This window comes from Devosia geojensis (genome assembly GCF_000969415.1).
GTDB lineage: Bacteria > Pseudomonadota > Alphaproteobacteria > Rhizobiales > Devosiaceae > Devosia > Devosia geojensis.
The window spans coordinates 1-22925 of record NZ_JZEX01000113.1 but is presented as its reverse complement, the minus strand read 5'-3'; the positions used below and the strand labels follow the sequence as shown (position 1 = coordinate 22925).

Genomic DNA, 22925 nt, shown 5'->3' with positions numbered 1-22925 from the left:
CGAAAGCCGGGGGCACCCTGAAATGCCGTGCTAGCCGCAAGGTGTATGACCGAGCAACAACGCTCCGGGCGCATGGATGAGTTCAGCGCTGGATCCCGGCTTCCGCCGGGATGACACCTGTTGAGGCGACTGAAATCGCCCCTACAACCGGTTGATCACCATGCAGTCGATCACTGCCCAGAGGTGGAGGCTCGCGCCGAGGACCACGAACGTATGCCAGAGCGCGTTCTGGTATTTGAGCCTCTCCCAGAGATGGAAGACGATGCCGAGCGAGTAGACGATGCCGCCGGCCAGCAGCAGCCAGAGCGTCGTGGCGGGCAGGGCGGTCGCCAGCGACTGGAACACCAGCACGCCGCTCCACCCGATCCCGAGATAGAGGATGATCGCCAGCCGGCCGAACCGCTCCGGCACGATGAGCTTCAGCGCCACCCCGACGAGCGAGGCGCCCCAGACGAGGCTCGCGAGGACGACGCCCGCGGGTGTCGTTCCGATGACGGCGAGGAACGGCGTATAGGTGCCGGCGATAAAGAGGAAGATCGCCGCCTGATCGAGCCGCGCCAGCAGGCGCTTGGCCGGCGAGACCGGCCAGAGGTTGTAGGCGAGCGAAACGCCGAGCACCGCGATCAGCGTGCCGACGTAGACGATGAGGGCAGGAACCTCCTCCTGCGCCGTATGGCGGATGGCGTAGAACAGCAGGAACGCCCCCGCGATCGTCGCGAGCAACAGCCCGACCGCGTGGACAATGCCGTCCGCGACCAGTTCGCCCAATGTGAAAGGACGCTGTTCCCGGCTCCACCAGGAGTAGCGCCGTGCTGCCTGTCGCCGGTATGCCATTCGTGCTTCCTCTCACATCAAGTTGGCGAAACTTGGTTACGGGACAAGGCTACGCGCACAGATTTCGCGAAATGTCGTGAAATGTCGGCAAATCGTTACGGTTTACGGGCCGTTTGCTCCGCTAGCCTAGGCAGGCGCGAACGGCGTCGGTTTCATCGGAAAACCCGTTCGCACGCTTGCCGCGGCGGCTCGCGCCCGCTAACAGGCGGCAGATCAACCGTAACCCGTACGTTACCTCACATGTCCCTGCATGCTCTGCAGTTCGCCGCTCTGGGCGACCCGACCCGCTGCCGCATCGTCGAGCTCCTGGCCGGCGAGGCCATGCCCGTCCATGCGCTCGCCGGCCGCTTCGACATCAGCCGCCCGGCCATCTCCCGGCATTTGCGGGTGCTGCGCGAGGCGGGGATCGTCCGCGAGGAGAAGATGGGGCGCGAGAACCTCTATGCCCTGCGCCGCGAACAGCTCGGCCCGGCACGGGACTGGATCGCCGGAGTCTTTCCTTCCGGAACCGCCAAGCGCGTGACCAGAGAACCCGCAGCCTCCCGGACCGTCCCGAAGACCATTCCGGCCAAGAAGGCTTCCAAGGCCGCTTCGCCCAAAGTCCGCGCCGCTCCCGCTCCACCCTCCGAAAGCGCGGGGGAGAAGCAAATGGAGTTCGATCTTTGATCGAACTCGATTAAATTCCGATTATGACAGATATTGACCATAGTTGAGGTGCATTTACGCGCTGGCAGGGGTGCCGAATATTTCTGAAGTGATCTCGCCTTCGGGCCACGTGGACAACCATGGGGAGACTCCGATTGGTCTATCGGATGAACCGGCTGGAGCGGACGGCCTGATGCATCGGACCCTGCTGGAGTGGCTGAGCGCAACTGCCGATTTCTTCGTGCAGCGCCGGCTGCTGGTCATCGCGGCATTGGCAGGGTTGTCCTGGGCCTTCTTCTGGTCTCTGTTCTGGCTCGCCTCCCTCGTCGGCTGAACGCCGCGGCCCACCGGCTCACCATCACGTAAACGTCAGCATATCCGCCGGTTTTTTGCCGCGAACTGGCCGGCAACCTCCGGCTGGCGGTCCGCGACGGGCGCCATGGTTTCCGATTCGATGAGGCTCAAATGGTCACACGCCGCAGCTTCACCGCCCTGCTTGCAGGCGGTCTGGCAGTCCCCTTCGTTCACCGCGCCCACGCCCAGGCGGTCGATGATCTGAGCAGCACCATCGACGGCATGACGCAGTTGCACTCGCTGCAGGTGCAGCGCGGCGACGAGGTGCTGTTCGCCCAGGCTCCGCGCGGAGCGGGACTGGATGGCCCGGCCAACATCAAGTCCTGCGCGAAGAGCGTCGTGGCGCTGCTGCTCGGGGTCGCCATTGACCGAGGCGAGATCACCGGCGTCGATGCGCGTCTCGGCGACGTGGCGCCCGGAATCATCCCATCCGATGCCACGCTCGGTGCCGCCGATATCACCATGGCGGATCTGGCCAGCCTGCAGGCGGGGCTCGAGCCGACCTCAGGGCCGAACTACGGCAGCTGGATCAGTTCGAGCAACTGGCTGGCGGATGCCCTGCGCCGTCCCATGGTCGCAGCTCCTGGCAGCCGCATGCTCTATTCAACCGGCACCACCCACATCCTCGGCGCCGCGCTCGTCGAGGCGACAGGGGAGAGCCTGCTCGCCCAGGCCCGCAGCCGGCTCGGCGCCGTCATGGATTTCGAGGTTTCGCCCTGGACCCGCGACCCGCAGGGCTACTATCTCGGCGGCAACGAGATGGCGCTGACCCCGAGGGCGATGCTCAAGCTCGCCGTCATGCTGCGCGACGAGGGCCGTTACGAGGGGGAGCAGGTGGTCTCCGCCAACTGGATGACCGCTTCGCTCGCGCCCCGGGTCCGCTCGCCCTTTTCCGGGATGCAGTACGGGTATGGCTGGTTCCTCTCGGACACCGGCTTTGCCCTGGCGCGCGGCTATGGCGGGCAGATCATCGCGGCGCATCCGGAGCGCGCACTGGCCGTCGCCATCACCTCCGACCCGACGCTGCCCGCCCGCTCGGAGGGCTACTTCGGCGAGCTGATGCAGCTCCTCGACGGCCCGATCCTCGCCATGGCTGGGTAGGGGGCTGCGGGTCGTTCACCCCACGATGTCACCCCGGCGAAGGCCGGGGCCCATCCTGAGACGGCTCGCCAGCCGCAAGGTGTGTGAATGGGGCACGGAAGCCTTAAGCAGCTCTCTCAGTGAGCGTGGATGACATCAGGGCTGGATCCCGGTCTTCGCCGGGATGACAGCCGGTGGGTGGAGCCACTATTCCTGAAAGCCCCCTAGAGACGCACGGCAAGGCCCGTCCGCACGCTCTCGTCGGCCGCGAGGCAAATCCGCAGCGACGTCACGGCGTCGTCCATGTGGCGGGTGAGGTCCATGTCCTCCGTCACCGCGCGGTAGACGAAATCCTGCTCGCGGTCGCACAGCGCCTGGTGCCCCGGCTCGCCGGCCATGTCCAGCCACTGGTCGGGCTGCCGGAACGCGCCGGCGGCATCGGTTTCGGCGCGGTGCACCAGCAGGCGCGAGGTCTGGGTATGCGCGTCGAGGCTCGCCGAGTCGGCGCCTTCCGACATCACGATGGAAACGGCCCCGCGCGGCGAGATCACGTCCTTTACGAAGAACGCCGTCTCCGACATCATCGGGCCCCAGCCCGCCTCGTACCAGCCGACGCTCCCGTCCTCGAACAGCACCTGGAAGTGGCCGTAGTTGTACATGCCGGCCGGCAGGCCGCTGGCGAGGGGAACGCCCATGCCGCGCACCTCGACGGGCCGGGAATCGGTGATCTGGCACATGACGTCGACATAGTGGACGCCGCAATCGACGATCGGCGACGTCGTCTGCATGATCGACTTATGGATGCTCCAGGCATTCCCGTGCGACTGCTGGTTGAGGTTCATGCGGAAGACATAGGGCCCGCCGAGATCGCGCGCCTCCTCGATCAGCCGCATCCATGAAGGGTGATGCCGCAGGATGTAGCCGATGACGAGCTTGCGCCCGTTGGCCTTGGCCGCCGCCACCACCCGCTCGGCATCGCGCACATTGGCCGCCAGGGGTTTTTCGACGAAGACGTGGGCGCCCCGCTCGAGCGCGGCCACCGCGTAGTCGGCATGCACGTCGGTATGCGTCGCGATCGACACGACGTCGGGGGAGAACTCGGCGAGCGCCTCCAGATACTGATTGCGCAGCGGATATCCCGCCAGCTCGTCCGGCAGCGCCGGCGTCGACCGGTTGACGAGCCCGGCGATCTCGAAGCCGGGGTGGGTGTGATAGGCCAGCGCATGGCTGCGACCCATCTGGCCGAGCCCGACGACCAGCACCGACAATCGCTTTTCTGGCATAGAATTCATTCCGTTCGTATCGAGGGCTCAGGCGGCCTGGCGCTGGCGCCCTTCGCGGGCGACCTGGCGCGCGCCGAAGGTGGCGAGGGCAACCGAATACAGCGTCGGATTGGTGGCGGTCACGGTGGGGATGACGCCATTGCCCGCGACATAGAGATTATCGAACCCCCAGACGCGGCTATTGCGGTCGCAGACGCTGGTGCCGTCATCCCTCTCGCCCATCCGGACCGTGCCCTGATAGTGCAGGGAACTGCCGACGGGCTGCACGAAGGTAGCAAAGCCAGGGGCGGGCCGGCCAATGATTTCGGCGACCTTGAGGGCTGTTTGCTTGGCCCATTCGAGGCGCTCCCTATCGCCCTCGGACTGGGTCCAGCGGATGGAAATGGCGGGCAGGCCGCGCCAGTCGAGTTTGGCATCGTCGAAAGCAACGTGGTTTTTCTCGTCGATATCGGCCGGGCAGAAGACGCCCATGCCGATGGGCTGGCCGCCCAGCTCGGAAGATTTCGGCATGGTGTGGAGGCTCGCTGGCGCAATGGTGACCGAGAAAGGCAGTTCATTGGTGGCTGGAATCCAGCTCATCGCCCGCATCGGCACATCGGTGTCGAGTTCGGCGATCTGCGAGACGATGTAATGATCGTTGATATAGCGCCCCAGCGCGGCCGGGCGGATGCCCGAGGCGTGCAGCAATTGCGGGGTGTGGAGAGCATCGCAGGCGACGATGACGGTGCCGGCGGAAAGGGTCCAGGTCGCGTCTTCGCCGGTGCGGGCCAGAACCACGCCTGTGGCGCGGCCGTTGTCATGATTGATCCTGCGGCAGGTGGTTTCGGCCAGAATGCGGAAGCTCGTGTCCGGCTCTTTCACGAGGTCGCCGAGGATGACGTCGGTGCCGTGCCAGCGGGGGCCGTTGGGGCCGGGCGTGGCGGCCATGGGCATGGGCTGGACGAAGCGGTCGGGCGAGCGGCCGGGGTTGAATGCGGCGCCAAGGCGCTCGCGCATGGCGGCGGCAATGGGGTCGGGGCCGCGCGGGTCCTTGTGGGTGCCGAGCAGGCCTTCGGCGACGCGCAGGGCTGCGTCAAGTTCGTCCGCGGCGATGAAGGGGACACGCTCGGCCTGGGACGGGGTCGGCGTGCCGGTCGACCATTTGGTGCCCATGCCGCCGACATTGGCGGCGGAAAAGCCGGCAAAGAGCCCATCGCCGTCGTCGCCTTCATTGGCAATGAAAAGGCCGGAGCGGCGGAGTAGAGACGCGTCAAAACCGCCGGCGCGGCGGGCTTCCCATTCTTCCTTGCTGATCGAGAGGCGCGGACTGCGGTCGCCGCCCTGGGCGAGGATTTCGAGTTCGGCGCGCTTGTCGAGATCGAGCACATTGTCCAGGTGCCCGCCGATTTCGGGCAAGATCTGCGGACCGGCCTCGACCATCAGGATACGGGCTTCGGGCCAATCGCGGCGGATGATCCGCGCGTATGCGGAACCCGTCGGACCGCTGCCCACGATCACGACATCGGCGTTCTGGTCGATCATTTCAGGAAGGCCTGCTGCTGACTACCAATCTAATACCAGATGGGAAAACACGTTGCCTCTCTTGTCAATAGCAACTTCCATCCGCCCCTCGTTGACAGTTCGGACCGGCCTCTCCGATGATGCCGCGACCGCTGATCAGGAGGCCCCATGCAGCTCGGACTGAGTTCCTACAGTTTCTTTCCGCTCCTCAAGGATGGTTCGCTGAGCATCGAGGACATGTTCCGCTGGGTGAAGGCCCAGGAAGGCGAGCACGTCGAGATCGCCGCCTTCACGCTCGCGCCTGCCGGCGCCGACGCCAATCACGAGCTCGGCAAGGATGTCGAAACCGTCGAGCGCATCGAAGCCGCGGTGCGCGAAACCGGCATCGTCGTCTCGGGCCTTTGCATCGGCGCGAACTTCATCGACATCGGCCCGGACGAACGGCGCGAGCAGATCGAGCGCGTCAAGCGCTACATCGAGCTTTGCGACCGGCTGGGCGCGCGCTTCCTGAGGCACGACGTGGTGACCTGGTCCCGCCGGCTCAACGACATCGCCGAACTCGAGCGCGAGTTTGCCGGCATTGCCGAAGCGTGCCACGAGATCGCGACCTTCGCCGGCCGCTACGGCGTGACGACGAGCGTTGAAGACCACGGGTTCTTCATGAACTCCAGCGAGCGGATCCGCCGCCTGTTGCACGCGGTCGACCTGCCCAATTTCCGTCTGACCGTGGACGTCGGCAATTTCCTCTGCGTCGACGAGGATCCCCTGATCGCCACCCGCGCCTGCCTGCCGCATGCCAGCGTCGTGCACCTCAAGGACTTTTACGTCCGCCATCACCGTCCAGGTCCCGGGTGGCTGGAAACCGTGGGCGGCCAGTACATCCTCGGCTCGATCTTCGGCTTCGGGGACCTCGATGCCCCGGCACTCGTCAAGAGCGTCGTCGATTCGGGATTCGACGGCTTCGTCTCGCTCGAATTCGAGGGCAACGAGCCGTCGCTGTTCGCCTGCGAGACCGGCCTCTCCAATATCCGCCGGCTGTTCGCCGAAGTGGCCGGCTAGAGCTCAGGCCGCGGCGATCTTTGCCATCCGCTCCCGGATCGCGGCCAAGCGGTCGCGGTCCCCTCCCGGCACCTCAGCGGACACCCAGCCGGAATAGCCGATACCGGCGAGCGCCCTGTTGACGGCCGGCCAGTCGCAATCCCCGTCGCCCAGCTCCACCTCGAACCCCTTCCACGGGCCTTCGGCGTTCATCCTGGCAAGGCTGAACTCCTTGACGTCGACCTTGAGGATTCGATGGCCCAGCGCCTCGATCCAGTGGGCGGGCCGTCCGTAGCGCAGCACATTGCCGACGTCGAAATACCAGCCGATCAGCGGATGGTCGAACGCATCGACGAAGCGGGCGGCTTCCAGAGGGCTCAGCAGGAAATCGTTCCACACGTTCTCCAGGGCGATCGCGACACCCGTCTCCTCGGCGTGGGGAACGAGCTTGCTGATCTCCTCGATCGCGCGGTCGTAGGCCTGGGCATAGCTCGTGGTGGCGTTGACGACCCCCGGCACCAGAAGGACGGTGCTGGCGCCACAGCGCTTCGCATCATGGAGGGCGGTGACCATCGACTCGACGCACGCCGCGCGCACCGCCGGATCGGGATCGGTCAACGGAACCTTCCAGTGCCTGGAGTTGACGACGCCGGGAATGGCAAGCCCCGTCCTGTCGCGCGCCTCGATCACCTCGTCGAGCGGCAGATCGTTGGGGGAATCCAGCTCCACTCCGTCGAATCCCAGGTCCTTCAGGAGTTGGAATTTCTCGAGGATCGAGAGCGGGCCGGCTTCGACCATGCCCCACTTGAGGCTGACCCTGGCCATCGGACGGGCCGATGCGCTCGCATGCGACGCCACGGGTGTGCTGGATGGCTGGTCGTTCACGTTCTTTCCCTCGAGGCCGCCGGCGCGGCGAAACGCGATGGATGGCGATCCCGGCAGGACTCGAACCTGCGACCAACAGCTTAGAAGGCTGCTGCTCTATCCAGCTGAGCTACGGGACCATAGCGGAGCGCTGCGCTTCCTTTACCGCAAGCGCGGGCGCAACCCAACCCTTGTGATGCAGCCGCGTCAGCGGCGCAGGCGCGGGGCAGGGGCCTCCGCCGCGCCGGGAAGGGGGGCCGTGCTCGACCGCACCACCAGGTCGCAGCGCAGGATGATTCGCACCGGTTTTGCCGGATCGCGCATGCCCTCGACGATGTCGAGCAACGCCGCCGTGCTGATGGCGCCGAGCTCGGCGCGCTTCTGGCGCATGGTGGTCAGCGGTGGCGAGACGTACTGGGCCATGTCGGTATCGTCGAACCCGATCACCGAAACGTCCTGAGGGCAGCGCAGCCCGGCCTGCTGCACGCGCGAAATGAAGCCGATGGCCATCTCGTCGTTCGCGCAGACCATCGCCGTCGGCCGCTCGGCAAGCGTGAGGAATGCCGAACCGGCGCGGTAGCCGCTGTCCATCCGGTGATCGCCGGGAATGATCCAGTCCTCGCGCAGCGGCAGCCCGTTGCGGCCCATCGCCTGGCGGAATCCCAGCAGGCGCTCGTTGGGGTAGTCGTGCATGGTCGGGCCGGTCACGAACCCGATGTTGCGATGCCCCAAACCGACGAGGTGCTCGACGGCCCGGCCGGTCGCCTCGCGGTTGTCGCTCGTCACCAGGTTGATCCCTGGCTCGACCATCTCGTCGCCGACGACGACGATGGGCAGGTTCCCGTGCTCGGTCATGAAGCGGCGCATGCTGGCGATGTCGAGCGTCAGGTCGAAGAGCAGCAGCCCGTCGGCGCGGCTCGACTGGAAGTAGTCGCGCAGCCACACCGTCGGATCGCCCTGGACGCGGTTGGAGACCAGCACGCCGTAGCCGCGCGAGCTGGCCTCGGCCAGCACCGAGTCGAGGATGGACGAATAGTAGGGGTTCCCCGCGTTCGGTATGGCCATGACGATGGTGCCCGCGCGCTGACGGCGCAGCGAGCGGGCGGCCTGGTTGAGCGTGTAACCGGTGGCCGCGATCGCCGCCTCGATGCGCTCGCGGGTGGCCTGCGAAACGCGATCGGGCGTCGACAGCGCACGGCTCACCGTTGCCGTGGAAACTCCGGCTTCACGCGCAACATCTTGAATTGTCGGTGATTTTCTGGTCACCGTCATGGCTGCCAGCGCCCCTCTCGCTGTCAGGAAACTGGAATTGAATAAATCGATCTTGACAGAAGCGCAACAACTGGCTGAAACTCATGAAATCGATTGCAGAGGGTATTGGACGGATAAATGCAATCGATTACATGCGGCCGGCACAAACGCATCCTGAAGGATGGCTGGCGGCTTCGCGGGAGCGCTTGGCTCCAAGTGAACGTTGGGAGGACTACTTATGAAAAGATTTGCGGTGGTCGCCGCCATGGCGACCGCTTTCCTTGGCTCAACCGCCATCCACGCGGCCGAGCTTGAAGTCACCCACTGGTGGACCTCCGCGGGCGAGGCGGCGGCTGTGGCCGAATTCGCCCGCGTCTTCGAGGAAGAGACCGGGCACACCTGGGTGGATAGCGCTCTCGGCGGCTCGGGCACCGGCGCCAACCCGGTGATCATCAGCCGTATCATCGGCGGCGACCCGATGGGCGCCACCCAGATGAACACCGGCCGCGACGCCGAGGAGCTCATCCAGGCCGGCCTGATGCGCGATCTCACCGACATCGCCGAAGAGATGAACATCAGCGAGTTCTACGTTGATCAGTCGCTCCTCGAGCCGTGCACCTACGAGGGCCGCATCTACTGCTTCCCGATCAACATCCACTCCTGGGACTGGCTGTGGCTCTCCACCGCCGCCTATGAGACGATCGGCCAGCCCGTCCCGACCACCTGGGACGAATATGTGGCCTCCTGGCCGGCGCTCCAGGAAGCGGGCATCCTGCCGTTCGGCCTTGCCACTGGCTGGCCGTTCGCGGGCATTCCGGGCGTGCTGCTCGCCGGCATCGGCGGCAGCGACCTCATCATCGCCATCAACCGCGACAAGGATGTCGAGGCTGTCCGCAGCCCCGAGTTCCGCGAAGTGGCCGAGGCCCTGGACGGCATCCGCCAGGTCGTCTCTCCGGAGACGATGGTCCCCGCCTTCGCCGACGTCGGCAACCAGCTCCTCGAGGGCGAGGCGGCCGGCAACATCCACGGCGACTGGCTGCAGGGCGACCTGCAGATCGCCGGCGGCGTGCCGGGCGAGGACTACGAGTGCCTGCCGGCCCTCGGCCTCAACGACCAGCTCACCGGCGGCGGCGACGCCTTCTACTTCCCGGTCCTGCCTGAAGGCACGGATCCGGCGGTGATCGAGGCCCAGACCGAGCTCGCCAGGATCCTGATCTCGCCCGAAGCCCAGCTCGCCTTCAACCTGAAGAAGGGCTCGATGCCGATCCGCACCGACATCGATCTGTCGCAGGCCAACGCCTGCATGCAGAAGGCTCTGGTCCTGCTCGAGAACGGCCTGCTGCCTTCGGGTGACTTCGCCCTGTCGAGCGACACCCAGCAGCAGCTCCAGGACCTCAACATCGAGTTCCTGGGCGACGACAGCATCACGGTCGACGCCTACATCGAGCGCTACGCCTCGATCATCGAGTCGGCCGACTGAGCGGTCCGACCTGATGGCTTTTGATCTCGAGTGACATCGCAGCGGCCGGCCTGGACCTCCAAGCCGGCCGCTCACTATGGAGACGCATCATGGCGGACTATGCGGTCCAGGCGCGAAAGAGCGCCGGCGGCGGACTGACACGCTTCCTCTACAATACCTTCATCCGCAATCTCTCGGCCAAGATCGCGGCGACGCCGATGATGGCCACGGTGCTGGTCGTCTTCGTCGGCTGCACCTTGTGGACAGTCTGGTATTCCTTCACCAATTCCCGGCTCCTGCCGACGGGCGAGTTCGTCGGCTTCGACCAATACCGGCGCCTCTTTGCCACCTCGCGCTGGAACACCTCGGTCAACAACCTGGTGATCTACGGCTCGTTTTCGCTGGTGTTCACCCTGGTGTTCGGCTTCATCCTCGCCGTGCTGATGGACCAGAAGATCCGCTTCGAGAGCGCCTTCCGCACCATCATGCTCTATCCTTTCGCCCTCTCGTTCATCGTCACCGGCCTCGTCTGGCAGTGGATCATGAACCCGACGCTGGGCCTGCAGGGCACGATGCGCAACATGGGCTGGGCGAACTTCACCTTCGACTGGCTCAACAACCCGCGCATGGTGCTCTACGCGCTGCTGATCGCCGGCCTCTGGCAGGGCGTCGGCTTCGTGATGGTGCTGATGCTGGCGGGCCTGCGCAGCGTCGATGATGAGATCTGGAAGGCGGCGCGCGTCGACGGCATTCCCACATGGCGCACCTACGTATCGATCGTCCTGCCGATGATGCGCGGCGTTTTCGTCACCGCCGTGGTGCTGGTCGGTTCGGGCATCGTGCGCCTTTACGACCTCGTCGTCGCCATGACCGACGGCGGCCCGGGCATCTCCTCGGAAGTGCCGGCCAAGTACGTCTACAACTACATGTTCGGCGCCGGCAACATCGCCCAGGGCCTTGCCGCTTCCACGATGATGCTCATCACCGTGCTCATCATCATCGTGCCGTGGGCCTATCTCGAATTCGGCGGAAAGGGCCGTCGCTCATGACCACGACCGCAACCGTTTCTTCCTCCGCACAGACCGAGGCGACCGACGTTAAGAGCCGCGTGGACCCGCGCGGCCCGCGCCCGAAGCCGTTCTTCACGCCGCGCAAGATCATCATCTACTCGATCCTGTTCTTTGCGTGCCTCTATTTCCTCTTCCCGCTCTACGTGATGATCGTCACCTCGTTCAAGACGATGCCCGAGATCCGCTGGGGCAACATCTTCGCCCCGCCGATCGAATGGACGGGCGAGGCCTGGACCAAGGCCTGGACCAGCGCCTGTACGGGCCTGACCTGCCAGGGCCTCAGCCCCGGCTTCTGGAATTCGGTCAAGATCACCGTTCCCTCGACCATCGTCTCAATCTTCATCGCCGCCATCAACGGCTATGCGCTGATCAACTGGCGGTTCAAGGGGTCGGAGATCTTCTTCTCGATCCTCATCTTCGGCTCGTTCATCCCTTATCAGGTGATGCTCTATCCGCTGGTGATGCTGACCCGGGAGATGGGCATCTTCGGTAGCCTCTGGGCCGTCATCCTCATCCACACCATCTTCGGCATGCCGATCCTGACGCTCCTTTTCCGCAACTATTTCGCGGCGCTTCCGGTCGAGCTCTTCAAGGCCGCGCGTGTCGACGGGGCAGGGTTCTGGCGCATCTTCTTCGAGATCATGCTGCCCATGTCGCTGCCGATCTTCGTGGTGGCGCTGATCCTGCAGATCACCGGCATCTGGAACGACTTCCTGTTCGGCGTCGTGTTCGCGGGCACGCAGAACTATCCGATGACCGTGCAGCTCAACAACATCGTCAACTCGGCGCAGGGCAGCCCCGAATACAACGTCAACATGGCCGCCACGATCCTCACCGGCCTCGTGCCGCTGATCGTCTACTTCGTGTCCGGACGCCTGTTCGTCCGCGGCATCGCCGCCGGCGCGGTCAAGGGATAGTCATATGCAACACAGCGTTTCCATTCGCGACCTGTCGCTCAACTTCGGGCACGTCAAGGTGCTCGAGCACCTCAACCTCGACATCGCGGAGGGCGAGTTCATCGTCCTCCTCGGGCCCTCGGGCTGCGGCAAGTCCACCTTGCTCAACTGCATCGCGGGCCTCCTCGACGTCAGCGACGGCCAGATCTTCATCAACGGCAAGAACGTCACCTGGGAGGAGCCCAAGGACCGCGGCATCGGCATGGTGTTCCAGTCCTACGCGCTCTATCCGCAGATGACCGTCGAGCGGAACCTGTCCTTCGGCCTGCGCGTCGCCAGGCTCCCGAAGGACGAGGTCGAGCGGCGCGTGAAGCGCGCCGCCGAGATCCTGCAGATCGAGCCGCTCCTGAAGCGCAAGCCCGTCGAGCTCTCGGGCGGCCAGCGCCAGCGCGTCGCCATCGGGCGCGCCCTGGTGCGCGACGTCGACGTCTTCCTCTTCGACGAGCCCTTGTCCAACCTTGACGCCAAGCTGCGCTCGGACCTGCGCGTCGAGATCAAGCGGCTGCATCAGCGCCTGAAGAACACCATGATCTACGTCACCCACGACCAGATCGAGGCCCTGACGCTCGCCGACCGCATCGCCATCATGAAGAACGGCGTCATCCAGCAGCTCGCCGACCCGCACACCATCTACAACAAGCCGGTCAACCTCTACGTCGCCGGCTTCATCGGCTCGCCCACCATGAACTTCCTCGAAGGGGAGGTGGTCGGGGGTGCCGAACCGGTCTTCAAGGCGAACGACGGCACCGTCATCCCGGTCAAGACCTACGAGTTCTCGCAGGCGCCCAACGGGTCGGCGGTCAAGGGCGTGCTCGGGGTGCGTCCCGAGCACATCGCCATCGGCGAGGCGGCCAAGACCATGCCGTTCGCGACCGAAGTCGAGATCGAGATCGTCGAGCCCATGGGCTCGGACACGCTCGCCTATACAAAGGTCGCCGGCCAGGCGATCGCCTTCCGCGCCGACAGCGACGTCCATCTCGCCAGCGGCCAGACGGTGCTGATCGGCTTCGATCCGGCGCGCGGGTCGATCTTCGACGCCGCATCGAGCAACCGCATCTAGGCTCTGCTCACCACGCTTCGTGCCGGCGCCACGGCGCCGGCATCGCTCGCCACGCCGGACGGTTCAGCGTCGATATTACTTTTGCGCAAGTCGACCTGTCCCCGAGGCGCGACGGCTCCCCGAATTCACGCTACGTCCTGCTGCTCGCAGGCAGAACCCCAAGCCGCGATACGACATAGAGGCACCAATGGACCTTTCATTCCAGCTTTACAGCGCCCGCAACTTTCCCCCGCTCGACGATTTCCTCGGCAAGCTCGCTGCCCTCGGCTACACGCAGGTCGAAGGCTTCGGCGGCCTCTATTCGGACCCAGCCGCTTTCGCCGAACTGCTGCGCAAGCACGGCCTGACCATGCCGACCGGCCACTTCGGCCCGGATCTCCTGAAGGACAAGGCCGCAACGCTCAAGATCGCCGAGACCATCGGCGTCAAGACCATCTTCGCGCCCCACATCAACCGCGAGCTCTTCGGCAATTCCGACGCCAAGTGGACCGAGTTCGCCGAGACGCTGGCCGGGTTTGCGCAGACCTACAAGGCCGAGGGCTACGGCTTCGGCTGGCACAACCACCACTTCGAGTTCTGGAAGACCGAGGACGGCTCCACCCCGATGGAGATCATCCTCAACACCGGCGCCGACCTCGAATGGGAAATGGATGTCGCCTGGGTGGCAAAGGGCGGCGAGGACCCGCGCTCCTGGATGGACCGGTATGGCGATCGCATCACCGCCGTCCACGTCAAGGACATTGCCCCCGAAGGCGAGAACGCTGACGAGGACGGCTGGGCCGACGTCGGCTACGGCATCATGGACTGGAACAACCTCATCAACGACGTGAAGGCCAAGACGAAGGCGAAGTACTTCGTTGCCGAGCACGATAACCCCTCCGACGCCGAGCGCTTCGCGCGGCGTTCCATCGAGACGGCCAAAGCCTGGAAGTAAGCGAAAATGACCAAGACCTATGGCGTCGGCATCATGGGTGCCGGCAATATCTCGGCGGCTTATCTCAAGCTCGCTCCGCTCTTTAAAGGGCTGGACGTGCGCGCCGTCGCCGATATTCTCCCGGAAGCGGCCAAGAAGCGCGCCGAGGAATACGGCGTCGCCGCCCAGACCCCGGATGAGCTGCTGAAGAACAGCGAGGTCGACGTCATCGTCAACCTCACCATCCCCGCCACCCACTACAAGGTGTCGATGGATGCGATCTCGGCCGGCAAGCACGTCTACTCGGAAAAGCCGTTCGTGCTGACCCTCGAAGAGGGCCTGGCGCTCCGCAAGGCGTCGAGTGAAAAAGGCCTCGCCGTCGGCAGCGCGCCCGACACCTTCCTCGGCGGCGCCCACCAGCAGGCCCGCGAGATCATCGACAGCGGCAAGCTCGGCAAGATCACCTCGGGCACCACCCACGTGATGAGCCGCGGCATGGAGCACTGGCACCCGAACCCGGATTTCTTCTTCCAGGTCGGGGCAGGGCCCATCCTCGATATCGGGCCCTATTACGTCACCGACCTCATCCATCTCATCGGCCCGGTCAAGCGCGTCACGGCCTTCGCCAACATGGCGCGCGCCGAGCGTGAAGTGACCGCCGCCGGACCCTACCAGGGCACCAAGATCAAGGTCGGTACGCCGACCACGGTCCACGGCATCCTCGAGTTCCACAACGGGGCCATCGTCACCATCGGCGCCAGCTGGGACGTGGCGAGCCACGGCCACCACAACATCGAGCTCTACGGCACCGAAGGCACCATCTACGTGCCGGACCCGAACTTCTTCGGCGGCGACCTCGTCATCACCGACCCGGGCGGCGAGAAGCAGCCGGTCGAGCCGTGGAACCACCCGTTCGGCATCTTCAACCAGGACCTCGACAAGCCCAATCCGCGCGCCAACTACCGCACGGCCGGCCTTGCCGACATGATGGCATCGCTCGAGAACGGCCGCGCCGCCCGCTGCGGGCTCGACGTCGCGCTCCATGCCGTCGACGTCATGACCTCGCTGCTGAAGGCGGCCGAATCCGGTCAGGTGCAGACCTTGCAGACCACCTGCGAGCGCCCGCTGGCGTTGGGGCCCGATGAAGCCAAGGCGCTGCTCAAGGCCTGAGGGTATTTGGGTTTTAGTTGAAGCACATCGGGCGTTTGGGTTGCGATGGAACATCGGCTTCTTCGCCTCCCTCCCCCTTGAGGGGAGGGAATGAGGGTGGGGGTCGTTGTGTGGACCACCGATGGACCCCCACCCCCGACCCCTCCCCTCAAGGGGGAGGGGGCGACTGAACCGAAGGCCTATGTGCAGTTCAGTCCGAAAACCTGAAACGTTTAGAGCATCGGCTTGACAGGGCAGGCCGCTCCAATAAGGTCTCGCCCATACTGATAAACGCGATGGCGGGCCGCTGGGCCCGCCACAGCCGTTTCAACCGGGACTGCCCCCGCGAAGCCGCCTTGAGGTACGTACGCCAGGCCTGCGGCAAGGGCAGCACAAAGAGGAGGTCATCATGCGCACCATCAAGGGGCCGGCTATTTTCCTGGCCCAGTTCGCCGGCGACGCGGCGCCGTTCAATTCCTTTGCATCCATCTGCAAATGGGCAGCCGATCTCGGCTACAAGGGAGTGCAGGTGCCGACCTGGGTCGAAAGCTTCATCGACCTCGAAAAGGCCGCCAACTCAAAGGATTATTGCGACGAGCTCAAGGGCGTTGCCAAAGAGAGCGGCGTCGAGATCACCGAACTGTCGACCCACCTGCAAGGCCAGCTCGTCGCCGTCCACCCGGCGTACGACACCGCCTTCGACGGCTTTGCTCCGGCCTCCGTCCACGGCAACCCAAAAGCCCGCCAGGAATGGGCGGTTGCGACCATGCTCAAGGCCGCCAAGGCGAGCAGGAATCTCGGCCTCAGCGAGCATGCGACCTTCTCGGGCGCGCTCGCCTGGCCCTATCTCTACCCATGGCCGCAGCGTCCCGCCGGCCTCGTCGAGGAAGCCTTCGACGAGTTGGCCCGCCGCTGGACCCCGATCCTCAACGCCTTCGATGAAGCCGGCGTCGACGTCTGCTACGAGATTCACCCCGGCGAGGACCTCCATGACGGCGTGACCTATGAGATGTTCCTGGAGCGCGTGAACAACCACCCGCGCGCCAACCTTCTCTACGATCCCAGCCACTTCGTGCTGCAGCAGCTCGATTATCTCGACTATATCGACATCTACCACGAGCGCATCCGCATGTTCCACGTCAAGGATGCCGAGTTCAATCCGACGGGCCGGCAGGGCGTCTATGGCGGCTTTCAGAGCTGGGTGAACCGGGCAGGGCGCTTCCGCTCGCTGGGCGACGGCCAGGTCGATTTCGCCTCGATCTTCTCCAAAATGGCCCAGTACGATTTCGCCGGCTGGGCGGTGCTCGAGTGGGAGTGCGCCTTGAAGCATCCGGAAGACGGCGCGCGCGAAGGGGCGCAGTTCATCACCAGCCACATCATCCGCGTCACCGAAAAGGCCTTTGACGATTTCGCCGCCTCGGGTACCGATACCGCGGCAAACCGCAAGATGCTCGGTCTGTCATAAGCGAGGGAGAAGAAAATGGCTGAAAACGGCGCAAGGCCCATTCGTTTAGGCATGGTCGGCGGCGGCACCGGGGCCTTCATCGGCTACGTGCACCGCATCGCGGCGCGGCTGGACGGAGACTTTCAGCTCGTCGCCGGCGCGCTCTCCTCGCGGCCGGAGGTCGCAAAGGAATCGGGCAAGAACCTCGGCCTCGCCGAGGACCGCATCTATACCTCCTACGAGGAGATGGCCCGCGCCGAGGCCGCGCGGCCCGACGGCATCGAGGCGGTCGCTATCGTCACCCCCAACCACATGCATGTGGGCCCCGCCAAGGCGTTCCTGGAAGCCGGCATCCACGTCATCTGCGACAAGCCGCTCTCCAACACCCTGGAAGACGCGCGCGCCCTCGCGTCGGTCAAGCCCGCCAAGGGGGCAAAGTTCCTCCTCACCCATAACTACACCGGCTATCCGCTGATGCGGCAGGCCCGTGAGCTGGTGAAGTCCGGCGCGCTCGGCACCATCCGCGTGGTGCAGGCCGAGTATCCGCAGGACTGGCTGGCCGAAGAGGCCGGTGAAGACAACAAGCAGGCCGCCTGGCGCACCGATCCGGCCCGCTCCGGCGCCGGCGGCGCCATCGGCGATATCGGCACCCACGCCTATAACCTCGCCCGGTTTGTGACTGGCCTCAAGACCGAGGCGGTCTCCGCCGACCTCACCGCGTTCGTGCCCGGCCGGCGCGTCGACGACAACGTCCACATCATGCTGCGCTTCGAGGGCGGCGCGCGCGGCATGCTTTGGGCGAGCCAGGTTGCCGTCGGCAACGAGAACGGCCTGCAGCTGCGCGTCTATGGCGACAAGGGTGGCATCGAGTGGCGGCAGGACAACCCGAACCAGATGTGGTTCACCGAGTTCGGCAAGCCCAAGCAGCTCCTCACCCGCGGCGGCGCCATCTCGGGCTCTGCCGCCTCGGCCATGAACGTGCGCATCCCCTCAGGCCACCCGGAAGGATACCTCGAAGCCTTCGCCACCCTCTACAGCCAGTTCGCCGCCGTGATCCGCGGGGAGGGGGCCGACTACGAGGCCCTGCTGCCCACCATGGCCGACGGCGTCGAAGGCATGCAGTTCATCGCCGCGTCGATCAAGTCGAGCGAGGCCGACAGTAAGTGGGTGAAGCTCTCGGACGTGTGAGTTCGCGGCGATCCGCACACATGTGACGAATGGCGGCTCCGGCCGCCATTTGCTTTTCGGCATCCACCAGCCCCGGTCGTCATCGCCCATTTCATGTGAGCGACCCAACGGCCGGCGTCTGCCGGACGAGGGACTCCTCTCGCGCCGCCGACGCGGCGCGGCTAGTTTTGCCCGGACAAGCCGGGCAATGACGACGGAGGCATACGCCATGGCCGATGATCCGCTACCCACCCTGCAAGGCCGCTGCCTCTGCGGCGCCTGCACCTTCGAGCTCACCGGCCCGCCCAACTGGGTCGGCCACTGCCATTGCCAAAGCTGCCGCCGCGCGACGGCATCGCCCTTCACCACCTGGATCGGGCAGGAGAACGGAAGCTGGCGGTTCACCGGAACCGCGCCCGTCGTCTATCAGAGCAGCCCGGGAGCAACGCGCGGCTTTTGCGGAAACTGCGGCTCGCCGATGTTCTACCAGTCGGAGCGCTACCCCAACGAGCGGCACTTCTATGCAGCTCTCCTCGACCATCCGGAACGCGTGGAGCCAACAAAGCATTTCCACGCCGACGAGAAGTTGCCGTGGGTACACCTGTCCGGGGTGTGAGGCCTGTCGTAGGCCGCTCCATCACTCCCACTGCCTGTCATCCCGGCGAGAGCCTCTGAGCCAGCGCCTTAACCCTCCATTAACCGCCAGCCTTTCCCCGCTATCCACACCCCTCGACAGGAACAAACCAGCAACTTATAAGAACAAAACATAAACACAACGGAGGCAACCATGCTCAGCTTCATCAAGGACCTCGCCGCGTTCGTCACCCTCGGAGCCTTCAGCATCGGCTCGCTGACCTGGATGGATGTGATCACCCGACTCGTGTGACATCTGGGGATAGCGGTCGCACGGCGGTTCACGCCGCGACCTTCCCCTGTCACAAGGAACCGTCAGGCAAAAGAGCTTCATGAGCGGTCCAGGTTTCATCCATCTGCATGTCCATTCCGCCTTCTCGCTGTTGGAAGGCGCGCTGCAGCTCGGCACGATTCTGGACCTGGCCAAAGCCGACAAGCAGCCGGCGCTCGGCATCGCCGACACCGGCAATCTGTTCGGCGCCCTCGAATTCTCCGAAAAGGCGGTGAAGAAAGGCATCCAGCCGCTGATCGGGTGCGAACTGCCCATCGATTTCGCCGCCGCCGAGGAGCAGGTCAACGAGCGCGGCTACCGCGGCTGGCAGGGCAAGTCCTCGATCGTGCTGATGGCAGCCAACGAGGTCGGCTTTTCCAACCTGTCGAGCCTTGTCAGCCGCGCCTATCTCGAAGGCGAGAACGGCCTGGCCCGCGCCCGGCTGGACTGGCTCTCCCGCGATACGCTCGATGGCATCCTCTGCCTCACCGGCGGGCCGGAAGGCGCCATCGACATGGCCTTCGCCTTGGGGCAGGAGGCCAACGCCATCCGCCGGCTCGATCGTCTGCGCGAGCTCTTCGGCGACCGGTTCTATATCGAGCTGCAACGCCACGGCCGTCCGCAGGAGGCCCAGGTCGAGCCGCGCCTCGTCGATTACGCCTATCGCCACGACGTACCGCTGGTCGCCACCAACGAACCCTTCTTCCAGTCCGCCGACGATTTCGAGGCCCACGACGCGCTTCTGGCCATCGCCGGCAGCACCGTGCTCGCCCAGACCGAACGCCGCAAGCTCAACGACCAGTACTATTTCAAGACCCGCGGCGAGATGATCGAGCTGTTCGCCGATCTGCCCGAGGCGCTCGAGATGAGCGTCGAGATCGCCCGGCGCATGAGCTACCGGCCGCGCACCCGCGGGCCGATCCTGCCCAAGTTCGCCGCGGCGTCCGACGTCAGCGAGGAAGAAGCCGTCGCCGCGGAAGCCACGGCGCTACGCGAGATGGCGCAGGACGGCCTGTCCAAGCGCCTCGCCGCCGGCATCGCGCCTGGCAAGACCGAGGAGGAATACCGGCAACGCCTGGACTTCGAGCTGGAGATTATCCAGAAGATGAAGTTCCCTGGCTATTTCCTTATCGTTGCTGACTTTATTCGCTGGGCCAAGGCGCACGGTATCCCTGTCGGCCCCGGCCGCGGTTCGGGCGCGGGCTCGCTGGTCGCTTACGCCACCACCATCACCGACCTCGATCCGCTGCGCTATAACCTCCTCTTCGAGCGCTTCCTCAATCCCGAGCGAATCTCGATGCCGGACTTCGACATCGACTTCTGCCAGGACCGGCGCGAAGAGGTCATCCGCTACGTGCAGGAGAAGTACGGCTCCGAGCAGGTGGCCCAGATCATCACCTTCGGTACGCTCCAGGCCCGCGCGGTGCTGCGCGACGTCGGCCGCGTGCTGCAGATGCCCTACGGGCAGGTGGATCGCATCTGCAAGCTGGTGCCCGCCAATCCCGCCGACCCCTGGTCCATCGAGCGCACCCTGAACGAGGTGCCGCAGTTCCGCATGATGGCCGAGGAGGACGAGACTGTCGGCGACCTCGTCGCCATCGCGCGCAAGCTCGAGGGCCTCTACCGCCACGCCTCGACCCATGCCGCCGGCATCGTCATCGGCGACCGGCCGCTCGAGGAGCTGGTGCCGCTCTACCGCGACCCGCGCTCGGACATGCCGGTCACCCAGTACAATCTCAAATGGGTCGAGCCGGCGGGCCTGGTGAAGTTCGACTTCCTCGGCCTCAAGACCCTGACCATGATCCAGTACGCGGTCGAGATGGTGAACCGGGCAGGGGGCAGCCTCGTCATCGACGACATCCCCCTCGACGACGAGGCGACCTACAAGCTCTACGCGCAGGGCGACACCTACGGCATCTTCCAGTTTGAAAGCGCCGGCATGCGCCGGGCGCTGATGGATTTGAAGCCTGACCGCATCGAAGACCTCATCGCCATGAACGCGCTCTATCGGCCGGGTCCGATGGACAACATCCCAAGCTTCATCGACCGCAAGCACGGGCGCGAGCCGGTCGACTACCCGCACCCCAAGCTCAGCGAGGTGCTGGACGAAACCTACGGCATCATCGTCTACCAGGAGCAGGTGATGCAGATCGCCCAGCTCCTCTCCGGCTATTCGCTGGGCGAGGCCGACATGCTGCGCCGCGCCATGGGCAAGAAGATCAAGGCTGAGATGGATTCCCAGCGCATCCGCTTCCGCGAGGGCTCCAGCCCCAACGGGGTGAGCGAGGCGCTCGCCGACCAGATCTTCGACCTTCTCGCCAAGTTCGCCAACTACGGCTTCAACAAGAGTCACGCCGCCGCCTACGCCTGGGTGTCCTACCAGACGGCGTATCTCAAGCGCCACCATCCGCACGAGTTCTTCGCCGCCGCCATGACCCTCGACATGGGCGCGACCGACAAGCTCGCCGATTATCGCCGTGAGGCGGGCAAGAAGGGCATCGAGGTGGTGCCGCCCTGCGTCAACCGGTCGGATGCGCTGTTCTCGGTCAAGGATGGCAAGATCTATTACGCGCTCTGCGCGGTGAAGGGCGTCGGCCGGCAGGTCGGCGAGCATATCGCCGAGGTGCGCGGCAACCGCCCCTTCGCCGACCTCGCCGATTTCGCCACGCGCATCGATCCGCGCGTCGTCAACAAGCGCACGCTCGAAACCCTCATCAACGCCGGCGCCTTCGACGAGCTCGTGCCGCGCCGCGAGCAGGCGTTCGCCGCGATCGACGCCATTGTCGGCACCGCCCAGCGCGCCGCCGCCGACAAGAGCGACGGCATCGTCGACATGTTCGCCGCCGATACGCCCGAGCCGATCAAGCTGCCGGCGGGCGTTGCCGCCTGGTCGGTCGCCGAGCGCGCCGACCGCGAGTTCTCGGCCATCGGCTTCCATCTCTCCGCCCACCCCCTCGACGCCTATTCCGACGTTTTCGAGCGCCTGCGCGTGCAGCGCTGGAGCGATTTCGAGCGCGCGGTCAGGGATGCGGGCGCTTCGGCCGGGCGTCTCGCCGGCACGGTCTCCGCCCGGCAGGACCGGCGCACCCGCAAGGGCACGCCGATGATGATCCTGACCCTCTCCGACCAGTCCGGCAGCTACGAGTGCATCGCCTTTTCCGAGCAGATCAACGAGTTCGGCGGCCTGCTGCAGGTCGGCAACTCGGTCCTGCTGCAGGTCGGCGCCGACGAGCGCGCCGAGGGCGTCAGCCTGCGCCTCCTCGATGCGCAACCCCTCGCACAGGTCGCCGAGAAGGTCGGCCGCCGGCTGACCGTCTTCGCCGCCGACAGCAAATGCCTGTCCCCCATCCGCGCCCAGCTGAAATCCGGCGGGGAAGGGCAGGTGAGCTTCATCGTCATCCGCGACGGCGGCGCGCGCGAATACGAGATCGAACTCCCCGGCAGCTTCCGCATCACCGCCGAGATCGCCGGCGGCATCAAGGCGCTGGAAGGCGTGACGGACGTGCGGCTGCACTAGCGACATCGCGTCAATCCACCTGCACGTATCGGCGTTTCCAGCCCACCCGCTGTATTCCGGGTCCTCGGGGTCGAACGCGGAGATGGGATGATGCGGGCATTATCTCCCCAACCCACCGGCTGTCACCCCGGCGCAGGCCGGGGCCCATCCTGAGATGCTGCACCAGCCGCAAGGAGTGTGAACGGGGCAACGTTTGCGGCACTCCAGTTGTACTGGAAAGTTCCATCTCCCACCGGCTGTCATCCCGGCGAAAGCCGGGACCCAGTAACGGCGCCGCCGATGCCTTGCCGTGAAGCTGATGAGCACTCCTGCGCACGAGCTCTGACCTCGGTGTGTACTGGGTCCCGGCTTTCGCCGGGATGACAGCGGTGGGTGGGGGCACGACGGTGCCGCAAGCACGATGCGTCCCCCTCCCCCTTGAGGGGAGGGGATAGGGG

19 protein-coding genes and 1 tRNA gene are annotated in these 22925 nt (G+C 65.4%); 14 read left to right on the top strand and 6 right to left on the bottom strand.

Annotated elements, in window-relative coordinates:
• Positions 1 to 141 precede the first annotated feature (141 nt).
• Positions 142 to 834, bottom strand: a complete 693-nt coding sequence (trhA, locus tag VE25_RS12120; RefSeq protein WP_046108893.1) for a PAQR family membrane homeostasis protein TrhA — start codon at positions 832 to 834, stop codon at positions 142 to 144.
• A 240-nt stretch (positions 835 to 1074) separates the two neighbouring features.
• Between trhA and VE25_RS21880 the strand changes: the two genes are divergently transcribed.
• The 3 genes from VE25_RS21880 (at position 1075) to VE25_RS12110 (ending at position 2934) form a co-directional block, all read left to right on the top strand.
• On the top strand, positions 1075 to 1500 hold the full coding sequence (locus VE25_RS21880) for an ArsR/SmtB family transcription factor (protein ID WP_052731925.1): 426 nt from the start codon (positions 1075 to 1077) through the stop codon (positions 1498 to 1500).
• Between the two features lie 172 nt (positions 1501 to 1672).
• Complete coding sequence (locus VE25_RS22995) at positions 1673 to 1813, top strand: hypothetical protein (RefSeq protein ID WP_160299983.1); 141 nt, start codon at positions 1673 to 1675, stop codon at positions 1811 to 1813.
• Positions 1814 to 1944: 131 nt separating this feature from the next.
• On the top strand, positions 1945 to 2934 hold the full coding sequence (locus VE25_RS12110; protein WP_046108892.1) for a serine hydrolase domain-containing protein: 990 nt from the start codon (positions 1945 to 1947) through the stop codon (positions 2932 to 2934).
• A gap of 203 nt (positions 2935 to 3137) precedes the next feature.
• Here the strand turns inward: VE25_RS12110 and VE25_RS12105 are convergent, their stop codons facing one another.
• A complete protein-coding gene (locus VE25_RS12105) occupies positions 3138 to 4196 on the bottom strand; it encodes a Gfo/Idh/MocA family protein (protein ID WP_046108891.1) in 1059 nt (352 codons plus the stop codon).
• A gap of 27 nt (positions 4197 to 4223) precedes the next feature.
• Positions 4224 to 5717, bottom strand: a complete 1494-nt coding sequence (locus tag VE25_RS12100; protein ID WP_046108890.1) for a GMC oxidoreductase — start codon at positions 5715 to 5717, stop codon at positions 4224 to 4226.
• Positions 5718 to 5864: 147 nt separating this feature from the next.
• Between VE25_RS12100 and VE25_RS12095 the strand changes: the two genes are divergently transcribed.
• Entirely contained in the window at positions 5865 to 6755 is an 891-nt protein-coding gene (locus VE25_RS12095) for a sugar phosphate isomerase/epimerase family protein (RefSeq protein ID WP_046108889.1), read from the top strand.
• Positions 6756 to 6758: 3 nt separating this feature from the next.
• Here the strand turns inward: VE25_RS12095 and VE25_RS12090 are convergent, their stop codons facing one another.
• The 3 genes from VE25_RS12090 to VE25_RS12080 all read right to left on the bottom strand — a co-directional run bounded on the left by VE25_RS12090 (position 6759) and on the right by VE25_RS12080 (position 8870).
• The gene (locus VE25_RS12090) at positions 6759 to 7619 is read right to left on the bottom strand and encodes a sugar phosphate isomerase/epimerase family protein (RefSeq protein ID WP_046108923.1); all 861 of its coding nucleotides are present in this window, start codon (positions 7617 to 7619) and stop codon (positions 6759 to 6761) included.
• 42 nt (positions 7620 to 7661) lie between these two features.
• Positions 7662 to 7738, bottom strand: a tRNA-Arg gene (locus tag VE25_RS12085).
• 67 nt (positions 7739 to 7805) lie between these two features.
• The gene (locus tag VE25_RS12080; RefSeq protein ID WP_046108888.1) at positions 7806 to 8870 is read right to left on the bottom strand and encodes a LacI family DNA-binding transcriptional regulator; all 1065 of its coding nucleotides are present in this window, start codon (positions 8868 to 8870) and stop codon (positions 7806 to 7808) included.
• A 217-nt stretch (positions 8871 to 9087) separates the two neighbouring features.
• Here VE25_RS12080 and VE25_RS12075 point away from each other — a divergent pair, with 217 nt between their 5' ends.
• The 10 genes from VE25_RS12075 (at position 9088) to dnaE (ending at position 22488) form a co-directional block, all read left to right on the top strand.
• The gene (locus VE25_RS12075) at positions 9088 to 10329 is read left to right on the top strand and encodes an ABC transporter substrate-binding protein (RefSeq protein WP_046108887.1); all 1242 of its coding nucleotides are present in this window, start codon (positions 9088 to 9090) and stop codon (positions 10327 to 10329) included.
• Positions 10330 to 10418: 89 nt separating this feature from the next.
• Complete coding sequence (locus tag VE25_RS12070) at positions 10419 to 11357, top strand: carbohydrate ABC transporter permease (protein ID WP_083988896.1); 939 nt, start codon at positions 10419 to 10421, stop codon at positions 11355 to 11357.
• Positions 11354 to 12295 carry a carbohydrate ABC transporter permease gene (locus VE25_RS12065; RefSeq protein WP_046108886.1) on the top strand — a complete coding sequence of 314 codons (942 nt, stop codon included), beginning with the start codon at positions 11354 to 11356 and terminating at the stop codon, positions 12293 to 12295. The genes VE25_RS12070 and VE25_RS12065 overlap by 4 nt, the downstream gene beginning before the upstream one ends.
• A gap of 4 nt (positions 12296 to 12299) precedes the next feature.
• Positions 12300 to 13394 carry an ABC transporter ATP-binding protein gene (locus tag VE25_RS12060; protein WP_046108885.1) on the top strand — a complete coding sequence of 365 codons (1095 nt, stop codon included), beginning with the start codon at positions 12300 to 12302 and terminating at the stop codon, positions 13392 to 13394.
• Positions 13395 to 13581: 187 nt separating this feature from the next.
• Positions 13582 to 14328 (top strand): sugar phosphate isomerase/epimerase family protein, encoded by a 747-nt coding sequence (locus VE25_RS12055; RefSeq protein ID WP_046108884.1) that lies wholly within the window; start codon positions 13582 to 13584, stop codon positions 14326 to 14328.
• Positions 14329 to 14334: 6 nt separating this feature from the next.
• Positions 14335 to 15477, top strand: a complete 1143-nt coding sequence (locus VE25_RS12050; protein ID WP_046108883.1) for a Gfo/Idh/MocA family protein — start codon at positions 14335 to 14337, stop codon at positions 15475 to 15477.
• 388 nt (positions 15478 to 15865) lie between these two features.
• On the top strand, positions 15866 to 16921 hold the full coding sequence (locus tag VE25_RS12045; RefSeq protein WP_046108882.1) for a sugar phosphate isomerase/epimerase family protein: 1056 nt from the start codon (positions 15866 to 15868) through the stop codon (positions 16919 to 16921).
• A gap of 15 nt (positions 16922 to 16936) precedes the next feature.
• A complete protein-coding gene (locus tag VE25_RS12040; protein WP_046108881.1) occupies positions 16937 to 18088 on the top strand; it encodes a Gfo/Idh/MocA family protein in 1152 nt (383 codons plus the stop codon).
• Positions 18089 to 18275: 187 nt separating this feature from the next.
• The gene (locus tag VE25_RS12035; protein WP_083988895.1) at positions 18276 to 18683 is read left to right on the top strand and encodes a GFA family protein; all 408 of its coding nucleotides are present in this window, start codon (positions 18276 to 18278) and stop codon (positions 18681 to 18683) included.
• 349 nt (positions 18684 to 19032) lie between these two features.
• Positions 19033 to 22488, top strand: coding sequence for a DNA polymerase III subunit alpha (gene dnaE, locus VE25_RS12030; protein ID WP_046108879.1), 3456 nt, complete (start codon positions 19033 to 19035; stop codon positions 22486 to 22488).
• Positions 22489 to 22925 lie beyond the last annotated feature (437 nt).

Excerpts from the sequence above, each read along its gene's own strand:
- VE25_RS22995 (WP_160299983.1), top strand. The coding sequence starts at position 1,673 with ATGCATCGGACCCTGCTGGAGTGGCTGAGCGCAACTGCCGATTTCTTC.
- VE25_RS12040 (WP_046108881.1), top strand. The coding sequence starts at position 16,937 with ATGGCTGAAAACGGCGCAAGGCCCATTCGTTTAGGCATGGTCGGCGGC.
- VE25_RS12105 (WP_046108891.1), bottom strand. The coding sequence starts at position 4,196 with ATGCCAGAAAAGCGATTGTCGGTGCTGGTCGTCGGGCTCGGCCAGATG.
- VE25_RS12060 (WP_046108885.1), top strand. The coding sequence starts at position 12,300 with ATGCAACACAGCGTTTCCATTCGCGACCTGTCGCTCAACTTCGGGCAC.
- VE25_RS12080 (WP_046108888.1), bottom strand. The coding sequence starts at position 8,870 with ATGACGGTGACCAGAAAATCACCGACAATTCAAGATGTTGCGCGTGAA.
- VE25_RS12055 (WP_046108884.1), top strand. The coding sequence starts at position 13,582 with ATGGACCTTTCATTCCAGCTTTACAGCGCCCGCAACTTTCCCCCGCTC.
- VE25_RS12075 (WP_046108887.1), top strand. The coding sequence starts at position 9,088 with ATGAAAAGATTTGCGGTGGTCGCCGCCATGGCGACCGCTTTCCTTGGC.
- dnaE (WP_046108879.1), top strand. The coding sequence starts at position 19,033 with ATGAGCGGTCCAGGTTTCATCCATCTGCATGTCCATTCCGCCTTCTCG.
- VE25_RS12095 (WP_046108889.1), top strand. The coding sequence starts at position 5,865 with ATGCAGCTCGGACTGAGTTCCTACAGTTTCTTTCCGCTCCTCAAGGAT.
- VE25_RS12110 (WP_046108892.1), top strand. The coding sequence starts at position 1,945 with ATGGTCACACGCCGCAGCTTCACCGCCCTGCTTGCAGGCGGTCTGGCA.
- VE25_RS12035 (WP_083988895.1), top strand. The coding sequence starts at position 18,276 with ATGACGACGGAGGCATACGCCATGGCCGATGATCCGCTACCCACCCTG.
- VE25_RS12045 (WP_046108882.1), top strand. The coding sequence starts at position 15,866 with ATGCGCACCATCAAGGGGCCGGCTATTTTCCTGGCCCAGTTCGCCGGC.
- VE25_RS12100 (WP_046108890.1), bottom strand. The coding sequence starts at position 5,717 with ATGATCGACCAGAACGCCGATGTCGTGATCGTGGGCAGCGGTCCGACG.
- VE25_RS21880 (WP_052731925.1), top strand. The coding sequence starts at position 1,075 with ATGTCCCTGCATGCTCTGCAGTTCGCCGCTCTGGGCGACCCGACCCGC.
- VE25_RS12070 (WP_083988896.1), top strand. The coding sequence starts at position 10,419 with ATGGCGGACTATGCGGTCCAGGCGCGAAAGAGCGCCGGCGGCGGACTG.
- VE25_RS12065 (WP_046108886.1), top strand. The coding sequence starts at position 11,354 with ATGACCACGACCGCAACCGTTTCTTCCTCCGCACAGACCGAGGCGACC.
- trhA (WP_046108893.1), bottom strand. The coding sequence starts at position 834 with ATGGCATACCGGCGACAGGCAGCACGGCGCTACTCCTGGTGGAGCCGG.
- VE25_RS12050 (WP_046108883.1), top strand. The coding sequence starts at position 14,335 with ATGACCAAGACCTATGGCGTCGGCATCATGGGTGCCGGCAATATCTCG.